At 71.0% G+C, this 15236-nt stretch carries 11 protein-coding genes, 1 other RNA gene and 1 pseudogene; 3 read left to right on the plus strand and 10 right to left on the minus strand.

Translation table 11 applies throughout. The annotated features are described in order from the left end of the window. The 6 genes from BFN33_RS48790 to ftsE form a co-directional block, all read right to left on the minus strand. On the minus strand, window positions 1-2578 hold a 2578-nt coding region (locus tag BFN33_RS48790; RefSeq protein ID WP_176742666.1), incomplete at its 3' end, for a ricin-type beta-trefoil lectin domain protein. A gap of 257 nt (window positions 2579-2835) precedes the next feature. Continuing rightward, window positions 2836-3222: a transfer-messenger RNA gene (gene ssrA, locus BFN33_RS48795) on the minus strand. Between the two features lie 96 nt (window positions 3223-3318). After that, window positions 3319-3867, minus strand: coding sequence for an SsrA-binding protein SmpB (gene smpB / locus BFN33_RS48800; RefSeq protein ID WP_057610801.1), 549 nt, complete (start codon window positions 3865-3867; stop codon window positions 3319-3321). Window positions 3868-3965: 98 nt separating this feature from the next. After that, window positions 3966-5144, minus strand: a complete 1179-nt coding sequence (locus BFN33_RS48805) for a S41 family peptidase (protein WP_176742667.1) — start codon at window positions 5142-5144, stop codon at window positions 3966-3968. A gap of 68 nt (window positions 5145-5212) precedes the next feature. Next, the gene (ftsX, locus tag BFN33_RS48810) at window positions 5213-6130 is read right to left on the minus strand and encodes a permease-like cell division protein FtsX (RefSeq protein ID WP_069766681.1); all 918 of its coding nucleotides are present in this window, start codon (window positions 6128-6130) and stop codon (window positions 5213-5215) included. A gap of 40 nt (window positions 6131-6170) precedes the next feature. Further along, window positions 6171-6860, minus strand: coding sequence for a cell division ATP-binding protein FtsE (gene ftsE / locus BFN33_RS48815; protein ID WP_057610798.1), 690 nt, complete (start codon window positions 6858-6860; stop codon window positions 6171-6173). Between the two features lie 236 nt (window positions 6861-7096). Between ftsE and BFN33_RS48820 the strand changes: the two genes are divergently transcribed. Beyond that, complete coding sequence (locus BFN33_RS48820) at window positions 7097-7288, plus strand: hypothetical protein (RefSeq protein ID WP_069766682.1); 192 nt, start codon at window positions 7097-7099, stop codon at window positions 7286-7288. Window positions 7289-7404: 116 nt separating this feature from the next. Here BFN33_RS48820 and BFN33_RS48825 read toward each other — a convergent pair whose 3' ends face one another. After that, the gene (locus tag BFN33_RS48825) at window positions 7405-8070 is read right to left on the minus strand and encodes a hypothetical protein (RefSeq protein WP_069766683.1); all 666 of its coding nucleotides are present in this window, start codon (window positions 8068-8070) and stop codon (window positions 7405-7407) included. A gap of 292 nt (window positions 8071-8362) precedes the next feature. Beyond that, entirely contained in the window at window positions 8363-9469 is a 1107-nt protein-coding gene (gene prfB, locus BFN33_RS48830; RefSeq protein WP_069766684.1) for a peptide chain release factor 2, read from the minus strand. 58 nt (window positions 9470-9527) lie between these two features. Between prfB and BFN33_RS55200 the strand changes: the two are divergent. Beyond that, a pseudogene (locus BFN33_RS55200) lies at window positions 9528-9679 on the plus strand (daunorubicin/doxorubicin resistance ABC transporter ATP-binding protein DrrA); the annotation flags it as partial. Window positions 9680-10028: 349 nt separating this feature from the next. On the opposite strand, the gene BFN33_RS48840 reads toward BFN33_RS55200, so the two are convergent. Continuing rightward, a complete protein-coding gene (locus tag BFN33_RS48840; protein ID WP_069766686.1) occupies window positions 10029-11285 on the minus strand; it encodes a serine/threonine-protein kinase in 1257 nt (418 codons plus the stop codon). Window positions 11286-11393: 108 nt separating this feature from the next. Further along, on the minus strand, window positions 11394-13106 hold the full coding sequence (locus BFN33_RS48845) for a serine/threonine-protein kinase (protein WP_069766687.1): 1713 nt from the start codon (window positions 13104-13106) through the stop codon (window positions 11394-11396). A gap of 331 nt (window positions 13107-13437) precedes the next feature. Here BFN33_RS48845 and BFN33_RS48850 point away from each other — a divergent pair. Continuing rightward, window positions 13438-15236: FHA domain-containing protein (locus BFN33_RS48850; protein WP_141758088.1), on the plus strand; the 1799-nt coding region annotated here is incomplete at its 3' end.

Genomic DNA, 15236 nt, shown 5'->3' on the forward strand with positions numbered 1-15236 from the left:
GCTTGGCGGCCTGGGCCGCGTCCGCGTCGGAGCGGGCCCGCTGGGCGGCAGCCTCCGCACGAGTGGCGGCGGCGTCCGCGTCGGCCGCGGCCTGGGTCGCCGCGTCGGCCTCGGAGCGGGCCGAGCTCGCGGCCGACTCGGCGTCACCGGCTGCCTTGTCCGCCTCGTCAGCGGCGGCCCGGGAGTCCTTGGCGTCGGCGTCCGACTCATGGGCCTCGGCGTAGGCGTCCTTGGCGTTGGCCTTGGCGCGGGCGGCGTTGGCCTGGCTCTCGGCGTCCCACGCGTCGTCCCGCTTGCCCTTGGCCCGGTCCCGCGCGGCCTCGGCGTCCTGGCGCTTGGCGCGGGCCGTGGACTCGGCGCTCTCCGCCCGGCCCTTGGCCTCCTGGGCGGTCTGCGCGTACCCCTGCGCGTTCTGCTTGTGCTGGGCGGCCTCGGCCTGCTTGGCGGCGGCGGTCTCCTTCTCCGCCTTCGCCGTGGCCGCCTCGGCCTCCGCCGCGAGCCGCTTGGCGTGCGCGTCGGCGGCGGCCGCCTTCGCGTCGGCCTCGGCCTTCTGCGTCTCGGCGAGCTTGGCCTTCGCGAGGTCGCGGGCGGCCTTGGCGGTCTGCGCCTGTACGGCGGCCGCGTCGGCGGCGGCCTTCGCCTGGGCGCGGGCCTCGTTCGCGGCCGCGGTACGGAAGGCGGCCTTGGACTGTGCGGCCTGCGTCAGCGCACGGGCGGCGACGGTGGCGCTGTCCCCGGCGGCTGCGCGGGTGGCCGAGTATGCGGTGTCGCCGGCCTTGGCCAGCGCGTCCAGCGCGGCCGACGACGCCTTGGTGACCTGGGCCTTCTGCTGCCCGACGAGCAGACCCCGGCCGCGCGGCGCACCCGCCTTGTCGGCGATGCCGTACGCCGCCGTCAGCGCGGTGTCCGACGTGGTGGCGGCCGTATTCGCCGTCGTGGCCTGGGACTTGAGCAGATCGAGCTGCTTCTTCGCCTCGGCCTGGGCGTCCGTGACGCCCTTCTTCGCCTTGTCGAACTGGGCCTTGGTCGGGTAGTCGAGGTCGTCGTCGGCGCCCTGGTGCCCGGACGGGACGACGTCGAACTGCTGCGGCGCCTTGCCGGTGCAGTCCCACATCCGGCCGTCACGGCTGTTGGTGTAGTCCGCGAGGTCGAGACAGTTGCCGGTGCCCGGGTTGTACAGCCGCGAGGTGCCGTGGGTGCCGTACTGCCACTTCTGCGAGGCCCCGGTGCCACACGTGGAGATCTGCACCGGCGTGCCGTTGGCACTCGCGCCGCCCTTGACGGTCAGGCACTTGCCCGAGTTGGGGTTGACCAGACGGTCGCCGTCGATCTGCCACTTCTGCCCGACACTGCCGTTGCAGGTGTAGATCTGCACGGGCGTGCCGTTGTCCTTCTTGCCGCCCGCCACGTCCAGGCACTTGTCGGTCGCCCCGTGGGCGTGCACGACGAAGGGACTGGTGCCGATCCAACCGGGGCCGCCGGCCGACCAGTAGTCCTGCCAGCGGACCAGGTGGTCGGCGCGCCAGGAGAGCCCGAGCAGTTCGCCGAGCGCCTTGGAGCCGGCCGCGAGGGCCTTGGTGGCGGTCTTGTTGGCGGTCAGGAGCTGGTTGCGCGGGGTGGCCTGCGCGGCGATCTCCTGCTGCCACTCGTCGGAGGCTGCGGCGACCTCCTTGCCGAGCACCTTGTTCGGGTCGACGGGGGTGCGCCAGGCGCAGGAGGCGAACCGACTCTTCAGGTCCTCCACGGCGATGCGGTACTCGACGCTGCCCGGTTCGGGCGCGCTGCGCGGGAAGCCGCCGTACGACAGGAAGAGCCGGGCGTTGTCGGCGGCCGTCGGCTCGGTGGGCCAGTTCACCAGGTGGTCGTAGGCCTGGTGTTCCTCGTACCTCTGGTTCCAGTTGGGCAGCGTCGGGTCGAGGTCGCCGCCGTACAGCGGGTCGCCCAGGTCCTTGACCGCCTTGACGGTGGCGTCGTCGGCCTTCGGGGTCAGGTCACGGTAGAAGTCGTCCTCGGACTTCCAGAACTGTTCCCAGATCCACTTGGAGATGCCGGTCTGCTGGAAGAAGTTGGGGCGGTCGTCACTGCTCGTCCCGGGCGGCCACTCGAAGTCGGCCTTGGACTTGAAGCCGCCCGGCTGGGGCAGTCCGGAGATCTGGAAGTCCCGGATGTGGTCGTAGAGGGCGGAGCCCTCCGTGTCGGCGGCGTCCCTGTCCTGACGGAACGCCGTCGACAGCGGAGTGGTCTCCCAGTACTCCCGGTTCGCCGCGGTGTGCAGTTTGTCCGGTGCCTGGTTCAGCCCGTCCTGCGCGACGCCGAACATGGCGGGCCCGCCCATCCGCAGCGCCTCGCCCAGCAGGCACTGGTCCTGCCGGAGCTGTTCGGCGGCCTTGGCGTCGAAGCCGTCGTAGCTGTCGCCGGCGTCGGCCACGGAAGCCATGTCGTCGGCCGCGTACCGGCTGATCAGGCTGGGCTGTACGGCAACTGAGCCGATCAGGCCCACGGCGACCGCGGACGTCAGCAGCGGTGTCATGAGCTTGGATCGCGTGCGGGCACGCGTGAAGAGCCGATATCTCGGCATGGTGGTCTGTCCTCCCCGTGGCGACGGTGTTCCCCCGGTCGCCGTTCGACGCGCCTGTGGCGGAGTGGTCGGCTCCGTCCGGCGCGGCGCTTACCTTAGACATACATGTCGGGTGCAGGACAAGAGAGTTCTGGGTTACATGTGAGAAACATGTGAAGCCTGGGGCGGTCCGGGCAGTCCGGGACAGGGCATGACGAAGGCCCCGCAGCCGTGAAGCTACGGGGCCTTTGCCCACATGGGGTTGTCCCCGGAGGGACGAGTGGAGATGGCGGGAATCGAACCCGCGTCCAACGGTGCAGAATCAGGGCTTCTCCGTGTGCAGTTCGCTGCGATTTTCTCGGCCCCGGCGATCACGCGAACAAGTCGCCGACGGGCCCAGTCACTGTTTGATTTCCCATCGAACCCCGTGACCGGGCTCGATGGTTTAGTCCCCTAGATTATGCCAGGGTCCGGGTCGGGAACACCCCCGGGCTGACACCCGTTAGGGCCTTCACTCACTGCTTATTAGGCAGCGAGGGCGAAGGCGCGGGAATCGCTCTTGGAATTGGCGATTATTGGTTGCGACATATGGTTAACGAGATCATTGCCGCTTCCTCGACACGCTTCCCCTGCTTCAACAGCCGCTGTCGAAACCGATCATCCCCATGTTGTTTTTTCAATGCTCCGAAGAGGAGCGCGCACCCTCGGTGAGGTGCAGGGCCCATCGTACGTGAACAACGCACGACGGTGCCAGCCTATTCCTACTGGGCCTGGGCCCGCTGCTTCCGCTTCGCCGCGGCGATCGCCCGGTCCGACTCCCGCCGGTCCTGCTTCTCGCGCAGCGTCTGCCGCTTGTCGTACTCCTTCTTGCCTCGCGCGAGCGCGATCTCGGCCTTCGCCCGGCCGTCCCTGAAGTACAGGGCGAGGGGCACGATCGTGTGACCCGTCTCCTGGGCCTTCGACTCCAGCTTGTCGATCTCCTCGCGGTGCAGCAGCAGCTTCCGCTTGCGGCGCGCGGAGTGATTGGTCCAGCTGCCCTGGTGATACTCCGGGATGTGGGCGTTGTGCAGCCACGCCTCACCCCCGTCGATCTGGACGAAGCCGTCGGTCAGGGAGGTCCGGCCCTCGCGCAGCGACTTGACCTCGGTGCCCATGAGGACCAGCCCGGCCTCGAAGGTGTCGATGATCGCGTAGTCGTGCCGGGCCTTCTTGTTCTGGGCGACGATCTTGCGCTTGCCGCCCTTCTCCCCGTCCTGGGCCTTGCCACCCCCGCCACCCTGCTTCGGCTGGGACTCCTTCGGTACGTACATTCCCTTGCTCATAGTGCTGACCATTTTCGCACTAGTGAGGGGGGCGAAGACCAGTCCTTATCAGCGGGCGTCACCTCGGCCCACCAAAGGCCGCACCTTCAGTCCGTGTCTCCCAGTCCCCCGAGAACCGTCTCGGCCTGCCGAAGAGCTCCCTCGTCGGCCTCGAGATCCGGTGTGATCCCCCGCCCGTCGACGCCCCGCCCCGACGGAGTCCGGTAGTGCCCCACGGTCAGCTCTGCCACCGCCCCGTCCGGCAGCCGGCTGGGCATCTGCACCGACCCCTTGCCGAAGGTACGGGACCCCACGACCACCGCCCTCCCCCGGTCCTGCAGCGCTCCGGTGAGAAGCTCCGCCGCGCTCATCGTCCCGCCGTCGACGAGAGCGACCAGCGCCCGGGTCGTGTCCCCGCCGGGCTCCGCGTGCAGCGCCTGCTGTGACCCGTCGACGTCATACGTCGCGACCAGCCCCCCGTCGAGAAAGACGGACGCCGTGGTCACCGCCTCGGTGACCAGCCCGCCGGAGTTCCCGCGCAGATCGAGAACGATCCCCCCGTCGGCCGGGGCCTCCCGCACGGCGTCCCGGACCTGGTCCCCGACACCCTTCGTGAACGAGTCGACCTTGATGACGGTGATCCCGCCGGCGAGCTCTCGAACGGTGACCGAGTCCGTGGACAGCCGGGCACGCCGTACGGTCTTCGTCCACGCGCGCGTGCCACGCTCGAGGCCCAGCCGGACCGTCGTACCGGCGGCCGCGTCCTTGGCGTCGCCGCGCAGCAGGGAGACCACCTCGGTGACCGGATGCCCGTCGACCTTCTCGCCGTCGACACTGCGCAGCCGGTCGCCCCTGCGGATCCCGGCGGACGCCGCGGGCGAGTCCGAGCTCACCCTGGTCACTTCGATACGGCCGTCCCGCTCGCGCCGCGCCCACAGCCCGACGCCGGTGTACTGGCCGTCGAGGGCTTCCTCGAACTCCTCGTACTCGCCCCGGGAGTAGACGGCGCCCCAGCGGTCCCCGCTGCGGCTGACGGCACGCTCGGCAGCCTCCATGGGGGACGTGCCGTCGGCCTTGGCCTCCTCGGCCGCGTGCGCCACGTCCTCGTGATGAGCCGCGGGAGCCGCCGAACGGGCCGAATCCGACGAGGACTTCCGGTCGCTGCCGTCGGCCTCGGGAAAGGAACCGGTCGCCGCGCCGGCCACCAGCACGCTCGCGAACACCAATGTCAGGGCCGCCCCGCGGCGGATGCGGCGGGGCTGACAGAACAGGTCTCGGCCTGACATGCCGGTGAGTCTAGGACAACGCAAGAGGGCCGCACGGCCGGTTGACCGTACGGCCCTCTTGGCGTGCGTCACACCTTCAGGTACTTGCGCAGCGCGAAGAACGCGGCCAGCGCGGGCATCAGCACACTCGCCGCGAGGATCAGCGGCAGCTTCGTCAGTACGGCGTCCCAGCCCACGAAGTTGATCAGGTTGAGCTTCGTGGACAGGGCCATGCCGTGATCGACGGTGAAGTAGCGGCCGACGACCAGGAAGACACAGGCGAGCCCACCGCCGATCGCGCCGGCGACGGCGGCCTCCATGATGAACGGCGCCTGGATGTAGAAGCCCGAGGCGCCCACGAGCCGCATGATCCCGGTCTCCCGCCGACGGCTGAACGCCGAGACACGCACCGTGTTGACGATCAGCAGCAGGGCGACGATCAGCATGAGCGCCATGACGCCCAGCGCGGCCCGGTTCATCAGGTTCAGCATCGTGAAGAGGTTGTCCAGAATGCCCTTCTGGTCCTGCACGGACTGCACGCCGTCGCGCCCGTTGAACGCGGTGGCGATGACCTGGTACTTCTCCGGGTCCTTCAGCTTGATCCGGTAGGACTCCTGCATCTGGTCCGGCGTGAGGGAGGCGGCCAGCGGGGAGTCGCCGAACTGCTCCTTGTAGTGCTTGTACGCCTCGTCCTGGGACTCGTGGGCGACCGTCTCGACGACCGACATCTTCTTCAGGTCGGAGAGGATGTCCTTCTTCTGGTCCTCGGTCACCGCGCCCTTGGCGCAGTTGGGGTCCGACTCGGCGTCGCTCTTGTTGCAGAGGAAGATCGAGACGTTGACCTTGTCGTACCAGTAGCCCTTCATGGCGCCGACCTGGTCGCTCATCAGGAGCGACCCGCCGAACAGGGCGAGCGACAGGGCGACGGAGACGATGACCGCGAAGGTCATCGTCAGGTTGCGGCGGAGACCGACACCGATCTCGGAGAGTACGAACTGGGCGCGCATGGCGTCTTCTTCAGGCCTTTCCGGGGACTTCGAACGGCGGTCAGTGCTGGTAGCCGTAGACGCCGCGTGCCTGGTCGCGGACGAGACGGCCCTTCTCCAGCTCGATGACGCGCTTGCGCATCTGGTCCACGATGTTCTGGTCGTGCGTCGCCATCAGCACTGTCGTGCCGGTCCGGTTGATCCGGTCGAGCAGTTTCATGATGCCGACGGAGGTCTGCGGGTCGAGGTTGCCGGTGGGCTCGTCGGCGATCAGCAGCTTGGGCCGGTTGACGAAGGCCCGCGCGATGGCCACGCGCTGCTGCTCACCACCGGACAGCTCGCCGGGCATCCGGTCCTCCTTGCCGCCGAGCCCGACGAGGTCGAGCACCTGCGGCACGGACTTGCGGATCTCGCCCTTCGACTTGCCGATGACCTCCTGCGCGAAGGCGACGTTCTCCGCCACCGTCTTGTTCGGCAGGAGCCGGAAGTCCTGGAAGACCGTCCCCAACTGGCGGCGCATCTGCGGCACCTTCCAGTTGGAGAGGCGCGCGAGGTCCTTGCCCAGGACGTGCACCTGGCCCTGGCTGGTCCGCTCCTCGCGGAGAACCAGCCGCAGGAAGGTGGACTTTCCGGAGCCGGAGGACCCGACGAGGAACACGAACTCGCCCTTCTCCACTTCCAGGGAGACATCCCTGAGTGCGGGGCGGGTCTGCTTGGGGTAGACCTTGGATACGTTGTCGAATCGGATCACGGATGCACCACGGTAGGCCGGGGGTAGATGAGCGTGACCATACGCGAACCGGGTGCGGGAGCGCAGGCGCCGGTTCGGGTTGCGTATTGGATGGGCGGTTTTGTGCCGACCTGGAAACCCCTGCTTCGGCAGCGCACAGGCGACCCTTGGTGGAACCTGGCACAGTAGGGAAGGGAACGTTCTGCTACCCGGGAGCGTTGTCCTGTATGGAACCGACGGCAAGAAGGGTGACGCGCATGACGTACGACCGCCTGGTGTGCGCAAACTGCGCGGCGCCCGTGAACGAGGGCCGGTGCCCCGTGTGCCGCGCCAACCGCGAGCGGCTGCAGCAGGACAACCTCTTCGCGGGCCTGAACCCGATGGCCCTGATCGCCCTGCTCGCGGTGCTGATCGCAGCGGTGGCTCTGCTGGCACACCAGACCGCGTAGGCGGGCACCCCGAAGACATACGCAGACACACGAAGGGCCCGGAGCGACAGTCGCTCCGGGCCCTTCGTCACAGCGCACGCACACGTCAAGTGAGCGCGTGACTATCGAGAGTCACCTCAGGCGGCAGCGCCACCGCGGCCGCTCGCGAGGCGCGGCAGGATGCGGAAGCCGATGCCACCGGCGATCATCGTCGCCGCACCGACCAGCAGGAAGGCGGTCTGACCGGCACCGGTCTCGGCGAGCTGCGCGCCACCCGTGCCCTGGGCCGCGGTGTCGGACGTGGTGTCCGTGCCGGTCTCGGTGAGGGCCGAGGAGCCCTCCTCCTGGGCGGAGGTGTTGGAACCGCCGTCGGGGTCGGTGTTGCTGTTGCCGCCCCCGGCGTTGCCGTTTCCGTTGCCATTCCCGTTGCCGTTGCCGTTGCCGTTCCCGTTGCCCGGGTCGGTCGGGTCCTCGGTGGGCTCGGTCGGCTCCTCGGTGGGATCCGTCGGGATCGTCGGGTCCTCGGTGACCGGCGGCTCCTCGGTGGGCGGCTGCTCGGTGGGCGGCTCCTCGGTGGGCGGGTTGGGAGCGGTCGGGATGCCTCCGTCCGGAGGGGTCGGAGTGCCGTCACCCGGGCCGTCGTCGCCGAGGCCGGTGTCGACGTTCACGCCGACCCCGCTCTCGTCCACGCTCACACCGATCTCCAGCGCGGAAGCGGCGCCGGCGGCGGTCAGCGAGGCACCGGCCGCGATCACGGCACCAGCGGCTATGCGCGCGATCCGGATCCGCGTCTTCTTCGTCATGTGGTTGCTACCCCCAGTAGCTCATCGTCAATGAGGCGGCGCTCGGGGCCGTGATCGACGGAGGAAGGTAGCTGTACTCGAATCCCCCGGTTCACATGCGCCCCAGAGATACGCATGCCACGCTTTACCCTTCCCATTTTTCAAAGCAACGTCAAGGCCGTTGCGCGCGCGATGTCCTGGTAAGCGCCCTATGCCGGGGAAAGCGGTCTGTGAGTGTGATGTAAAACCCAGACATAAAGCAAACTGCCGCCCGGTGGGCGGCAGTTGCGGGGGGATTACCAAGTCGACAAAGTTACTTCTCCTGCTGCTTGCGCCAGCGAATCCCGGCCTCCAGGAAGCCGTCGATCTCACCGTTGAACACGGCCTCGGGGTTGCCGACTTCGAAGTCGGTGCGCAGGTCCTTGACCATCTGGTACGGGTGCAGGACGTACGAACGCATCTGGTTGCCCCAGGAGTTGCCGCCGTCGCCCTTGAGGGCGTCCATCGCGGCCTGCTCCTCCTGGCGGCGCCGCTCGAGCAGCTTGGCCTGGAGGACGTTCATCGCGCTCGCCTTGTTCTGGATCTGCGAGCGTTCGTTCTGGCAGGAGACGACGATGCCGGTGGGGAGGTGGGTGAGGCGCACCGCGGAGTCGGTGGTGTTCACGCCCTGGCCGCCGGGCCCGGAGGAGCGGTAGACGTCGACCCGCAGCTCGGACTCGTCGATCTCGATGTGGTCGGTCTGCTCGACCACGGGAAGGATCTCGACGCCCGCGAAGGAGGTCTGGCGACGCCCCTGGTTGTCGAAGGGCGAGATGCGCACGAGGCGGTGGGTGCCCTGCTCCACGGAGAGGGTGCCGTAGGCGTACGGGATCTGCACGGCGAAGGTGGTCGACTTGATGCCGGCCTCTTCCGCGTACGACGTCTCGTAGATCTCGGTCTTGTAGCCGTGCTGCTCCGCCCAGCGCAGGTACATCCGCTGCAGCTTCTCGGCGAAGTCGGCGGCGTCGACGCCACCGGCCTCGGCGCGGATGTTGACGAGCGCCTCGCGGGAGTCGTACTCACCGCTGAGCAGCGTACGGACCTCCATCTCGTCGAGCGCCTTCTTGACGGAGGTGAGCTCCGACTCGGCCTCGGCGAGGGTGTCCGGGTCGTCCTCCTCCTCGGCCATCTCGAACAGCACGGAGAGATCGTCGATCCGGCTGCGCAGCGCGTCGGCCTTCCTGACCTCGGCCTGGAGGTGGGACAGCTTGCTGGTGATCTTCTGCGCCTCGTCCGGGTTGTCCCACAGGGACGGCGCGGCCGCCTGCTCCTCGAGCATGGCGATGTCTGCCCTCAGCTTGTCGAGGTCCAGAACGGCCTCGATCGACTCCATGGTCGAGGAGAGGGACTTGAGCTCTTCGGATACATCGACGACTGCCACGCCCTCCAGCCTAACGGCTGTGGCAACCGACCTCGCCCGTCCACCACCGTCACCGCCCGGGAAGCAGGTCGGGCACTACTCCGGCGGCAGGCGACGCCGCATCGACATCGCCGCGTCCGTCCTCAACTGCTCTGCCTCGACGAGCCGACCACCGTCCTCGATCCGCGCAGCCGCAACCGGGCCCGGGACATCGTGCGCACGGTCGCCGCCATGCCGCTGGAGCCGCCACCCCGGCTCCCTCATGGCGAAACGGGCGCCGAGCTCCTCGGGTCCTGCGGCGAGGCCCACGCATCGTCCCCCGACGTGACCGCCCACACCCCGATCCCCGCCATGGCCACCAGGCCCGGACATCGAGCGCACGGTCGCCGCCATGCCGCTGGAACCGCCGCCCCGGCTCCCTCATGGCGAAGCGGGCGCCGAGCTCCTCGGGTCCTGCGGCGAGGCCCCCGCATCGTCCCCCGACGTAACCGCCCACACCCCGATCCCCGCCGCGGCCACCAGGCCCGGACATCGAGCGCACGGTCGCCGCCATGCCGCTGGAACCGCCGCCCCGGCTCCCTCATGGCGAAGCGGGCGCCGAGCTCCTCGGGTCCTGCGGCGAGGCCCCCGCATCGTCCCCGGACGTAACCGCCCACACCCCGATCCCCGCCGCGGCCACCAGCACCACCGCCGCGGCCCCCACGGCCAGCCGACGCCGCCGCGTGGTCGCCCGATGCCGGGCCGAACCCGGACGGGGCGCACCCGCGGCCCGAGGCACCCGGGCTGTCCCCCGCGCGCCCCCGGCCAGCTCGTCAGGCGCGGGCACCCTCATCGACGTGTGGGTGTCCCGGTTGGAGTCGGCGGGCTTCGCGCCCGGGACCAACGGCACGGCTCCCCGGCGCGCCGGCCGCCCGGAGGACTCCGTGTCCCCGTCGGAAGCCGCCGTCGGCGCCTCCCCGTCCGGCTCCTCCTCGTCCTCCGCGTCCGGCTCGTCCACGTCCAACGGCGGCATCCCGGCCAGCAACGGCAACAGCTCCCGCAGTCGCACCCCCAGCTCGGACGCCCGCAGCCGAGAGGCCGGCGCCTTGGCCAGGCACTGCACGATCAGCTGCCACAGCTCGTCGGGGATACCCGGAAGCGGAACCACCGTCTCCGTGACATGCCGGCGCAGTACCGCCCCGGGATGCCCGCCGCCGAATGGCGTGAACCCGGCCAGCAGCTCGTACAGCACGGTCGCGAGCGCGTAGATGTCCACGGACGCCCGCGGCGGCAGCCCCTCGACGATCTCCGGCGCCAGATAGTCCGGCGTCCCGATGATCTTCGTGGCCCGGGTCCGCCGCGGCGAGTCGATCAGCTTCGCCACACCGAAATCGGTCAGCAGAGCGGGATGCGAGCCCCCGGGGCCCAGGGGCCCCTGCATGTCCAGCAGGATGTTCTCCGGCTTCACGTCCCGGTGCACGACCCCCTTGGCGTGCGCCGCGGCCAGCCCGTCCGCGACATCGGCCACGATCGCCACCGCCGCCTCGGGCGCGAGCCGCTTCTCCCGGTCGAGCCGAGTGCGCAGATCCGTCCCCCGGACCAGGTCCATGACGAGCGCGAGGTCGTTGCCGTCGACCACGAGGTCGCGTACGGAGACCACATGGGGGTGCTCCAGGCCGAGCAGGGCCGTGCGCTCCTGGACGAACCGGCCCACGAGCTCCTGGTCGGACGCGAGGTCCTCGCGCAGCAGCTTGACGGCGACGGGCCCCTCGGGTCCCTCGCCCAGCCACACCGTGCCGGCGCTGCCCCGCCCCAGGATCTGGTTGGCGGTGTACCGGCTGCCGATCTTCCGTGCCAAGGCTGCTCCTACAGACGCGTGTTGTCGCTAAAACTACGCGCCGGAGGAGCCAACCTTCACCGCGGAGACGGAAATCACCCGCCGGGTGTCGACAAATCCCCTGAGTCGCTACTGACCTGAGGACTTGCCGCCCAGATCCCCGATCCACCCGCTCACGGTGTCGACGATGTCCCCGATCTGCTGCCAGTAGCTCTTGCCGGTGCCGATCCAGTCCTGGAGCGGGCTCAGCTCCCAGATCAGCCAGCTCGCGACGAACAGGATGACGATCGTGAACAGACAGCCCTTGAGGCAGCCCAGACCCGGGATCTTCATCGGGTTGGCGCTGCGCTGCCGCGGCTGCCGGGGCTCGCGCGCGGGGCGCTCGGGCTGCGGCGGGGGCGCGTACCGCTGCGGCTGCTGCTGCGGGGCGTACTGCTGGGGCTGGGGCTGCTGCCGACGGCCGTGGCCGCCGTCCTGCGGCGGCCGCTGCGGGGGCCGCTGCTGTCGCTGCGGCTGCTGTTGCTCGGGCCGCGCGACCTGCCGCTGCGGGCGGCGGCGCAGCGGGTCCTCGTTGGGGTCGAGGTACTGGACCTGCGTCTGTTCGTTGCGGTCCCGGGCCGCGCGCAGCTGGTTCTGCCAGGGGTGCGGCTCCTCGGGTCCGCCGGGCTGCTGCCCCTGCTGTCCTTGTTGTCCGTACTGCCCCTGTCCCGGCCGGCCGGGCGGTACCGGCGGCATGACGGCGGTCGGATCGGCCGCGCCACGGTTGGGGAGTACGGCGGTGGGGTCGGCGGCGCCGACGGGATTCCCGGGGCCGGTGTGCGGCAGGAAGCTGGTCGCGGCGTTCGGGTCGTAGGCGCCCTGGGCGCCCGCGCCGTACGGCAGCACCTGCGTCGGGTCGGCGGCGCCGGGTGCGTCCGGGACCGCCGCCGGGGCCGGGTCGGGCAGCAGCAGCGCGCCCACGTTGTCCGCGGCGGCGATCTGCGCGGAGTTCGCGTGCACGCCGATGCCCTCGGCGACGACACGCAGCCCGCGCGCGAGGTTCTCGGCGCTGGGACGCCGGTCCGGGTTCTTGCTCAGGCAGCGCTCTATGACCGTCCACAGCGGGTCGGGGACCGTGGAGGGGCGGCGCGGTTCGGCGCTCAGGTGCTGGTGCAGGACTTCCAGGGCGGAGCCGCCGGAGAACGGCGGACGGCCGGTGACCAACTCGTACAGCAGGATGCCGGCGCCGTAGATGTCGACCGCGGAGGTCTGCGGGCGGCCCTCGGCGGACTCGGGAGCGACGTACGCGGGCGTGCCGACGAATTCCTGCGTCCGGGTCAGGCCCGGGGAGTCCGCGAGACGCGCGATGCCGAAGTCGGTCAGGAGGGGGTGCATCTGGCCGCCGTACTGCCGCAGCAGCACATTGGCGGGCTTGAGGTCGCGGTGGACCACCCCGTCGGCGTGGCTGGCGGCGAGGGCGTCGGCGATCTGGGCGGTGATCAGGGCGGCGCCGACGGGGCTGAAGGGGCCGTTCTCGCGCAGATAGCGGTGCAGGTCGGGGCCCTCGACGAGGTCCATGACCAGGGCGAGCAGATCGCCTTCGACGACCAGGTCACGCACCCGCACGATGTTCGGGTGGGTCAGCCGCAGCAGGACGGAGCGCTCGCGCAGAAACCGCATCACGATGTCCGGATCGCTCGCGAGCTCCTCCTTGAGGACCTTGATCGCGACGGTCTCGCCGGGCTGTCCCGGTACGGCGGCCTCGGCGCCCGCGGTCTCCCGCTGGCGGGCTCGCCACACGGTCCCCGTGGCACCGCGTCCCAGCGGCTCCTCGAGGAAGTACTTGCTGCCTACCGGCCGCACGTCATGCACTCCCTGCTGCTTGCTGTCGTTCCGACCCACTGTAGTGCCGCTCCTCCAGGCACTACGTAAGCGTTCCCGAGCGCGTTCGAAGGAAAGACGCTCAGGCCGGGTCCGCCGGTTGCGGGACGTGGACGTGACCGATCTCAAGTGATCGTCGGCGCTGCACTGGTCAGGCACTTTTGGGGGCAGAGCTGACCAATCAAGATCACTTGCCCTCGGGCGGCGGGCGTGTTGTCAGTGGCAGGTGCAAGGATGCCTACCGTCAAGGCCGACGAACTTGGGCGCGTGCTTGTCCGCGAACTCGTCCGCGCAGAAGGGACCGCTGACGGCGATGCAGATCCGGCTGACCGTCGTAGACCCGCTGGGCCCGCCCGACCGGGCCCGGGGCCGCGCCACGAGCTGCGACGTGCTGGTCACGGCACCCGTCGGCACGGCGCTGGCCGCGGTGGCGACGGCGCTCGCCTCGGCCGTCCCGGCGGACGGAGGCACCTCCCGCGCGGGCGAAGCCGAGCGTGGGGGCGGCCCGGTCGTGCTGTACGCGGACGGGGAGCGGCTCGACACCCAGCGAGCCACCCTGGGCGAGCCACCGCTGATCGACGGCGCCGTGCTGTCCCTGGGCGCCCCGGCGGCCCCCGAGCCCCACCCCGAGCTCGACGACGCCCCCACCCAGCTCCACGTGGTCGCCGGCCCCGACGCCGGCGGCGTCCATCTGCTGCACGGCGGGCAGATCCACATCGGCCGCTCCGCCGACGCCGACGTCCCTCTGGACGACCCCGACGTCTCCCGCCTGCACTGCGCGGTCACGGTCGTCGCCGACGGCCGCGTCTCGGTGGCCGACCTCGACTCCACGAACGGCACGACCCTGGACGGCACCCGCGTGGGCACCCGCCCGGTCCGGTTCCCTCCGGGGGCACTGCTGAGGATCGGCGAGTCGGTGCTCCGGCTGTCCCCGAGCGGGGGCCGACGGCTCGAGACGGAACCTGACGGCGAGGGCCACGTGCGGGTGCCTGCCGGCGAGGCCGGGCTCATGACGGGCGACCAGCAGGCACCCGGGGGCTCGGACACCGCCGCCCGGACCGGCCGAGCCGGGTACGCCCGGGGCGCGAGCGGGGCCCACCAGGGCTCGCAAGCGGCCGGCGGGTCGGTCGGCGGTGGTCAGGGACCGAGCGGGACCGGGGCGCGCCGGGGCTCGGAGACCACCCCTTACCCGTCGGACGCGGTCGAGAAGAGCACAGCGGCAGGAGCCCGAGAGGACGGCACAGGTGCCTCCGGCTCGGCCCCAGGACAGGCCGAGCGCCCGCCACGCGCGCGTGGCCGGGTGTCGGCGGGCGCCGCAGGGGACCGGTCCGGCAGATCCGCGCCGTCCACGGACGCGGGGCCGGCCGACGGCTCGATACGCACGCGTGAAGGCCGTGGCGACACCTCACCCCGGTCGCCCACCGACCGGACCCACCACACCTACGGCTCCGCGGGCTGGGGCGCCTCGGGCGGAGGCCCCGAGGGCACGGCAGCGCAGGGCCACGGCCCCGCAGAGCCGCCGGTCGTCGTGCCGGGGCAGGGCGGCGCGCCCCGGATCGAGCACCGGGACGGAACCGGCGGCGGACGTCAGGACGTCGACGACAGTCTCAGGGGTGCCACCGAAGCGGTCTCCGACGACCCGGGCCATGGACACGGCGGGGATCCCAGCGGGGACACTCACGGCGGCCGGTCCGGGATCGGCTCCTACGAAGTGACACGCACCACCGCGGTCCCGCCGCCTCCCGCGACCGGCCAGGACCTGCCCTCGGCACCCGACGCCCCGGCGACCGGCCGCCGCAAGGGCACCCCCCTGCGCGGAACCGACGTACCGCAAGGCGTGCGGCGCCGTGGCGGACTGTCCGCGTGGGCCCGGCGGCTGGCCGGGGGGCGGAGCGAGCAGGAGACGCCCCGGCCCGACGAGACGTACGACGAGCGGACCGCGCCCGTCACCGCGGTTCCGTCGCCTGCCGCGACCCAGGCGCCCGAGGCCTGGCCCGACCCGGCGGCCCTGCTGCTGACGGCGCTGGGTCCCGGCGCGCGTCTGTGGGAGCGCGGGCCCGGGCATCCGGAGGCCCTCACGGTGCGGCTCGGCACCGCCGACCGTGCGGCGCC

This window comes from Streptomyces sp. LUP47B, assembly GCF_001746295.1.
Classification (GTDB): Bacteria; Actinomycetota; Actinomycetes; order Streptomycetales; family Streptomycetaceae; genus Streptomyces.

Bases quoted from the DNA above. Each gene is read 5' to 3' on its own strand.
- ftsX (WP_069766681.1), bottom strand. From the start codon at position 6,130: ATGCGCGCCCAGTTCGTACTCTCCGAGATCGGTGTCGGTCTCCGCCGC.
- BFN33_RS48825 (WP_069766683.1), bottom strand. From the start codon at position 8,070: ATGACGAAGAAGACGCGGATCCGGATCGCGCGCATAGCCGCTGGTGCC.
- BFN33_RS48820 (WP_069766682.1), top strand. From the start codon at position 7,097: ATGACGTACGACCGCCTGGTGTGCGCAAACTGCGCGGCGCCCGTGAAC.
- BFN33_RS48805 (WP_176742667.1), bottom strand. From the start codon at position 5,144: ATGTCAGGCCGAGACCTGTTCTGTCAGCCCCGCCGCATCCGCCGCGGG.
- smpB (WP_057610801.1), bottom strand. From the start codon at position 3,867: ATGTACGTACCGAAGGAGTCCCAGCCGAAGCAGGGTGGCGGGGGTGGC.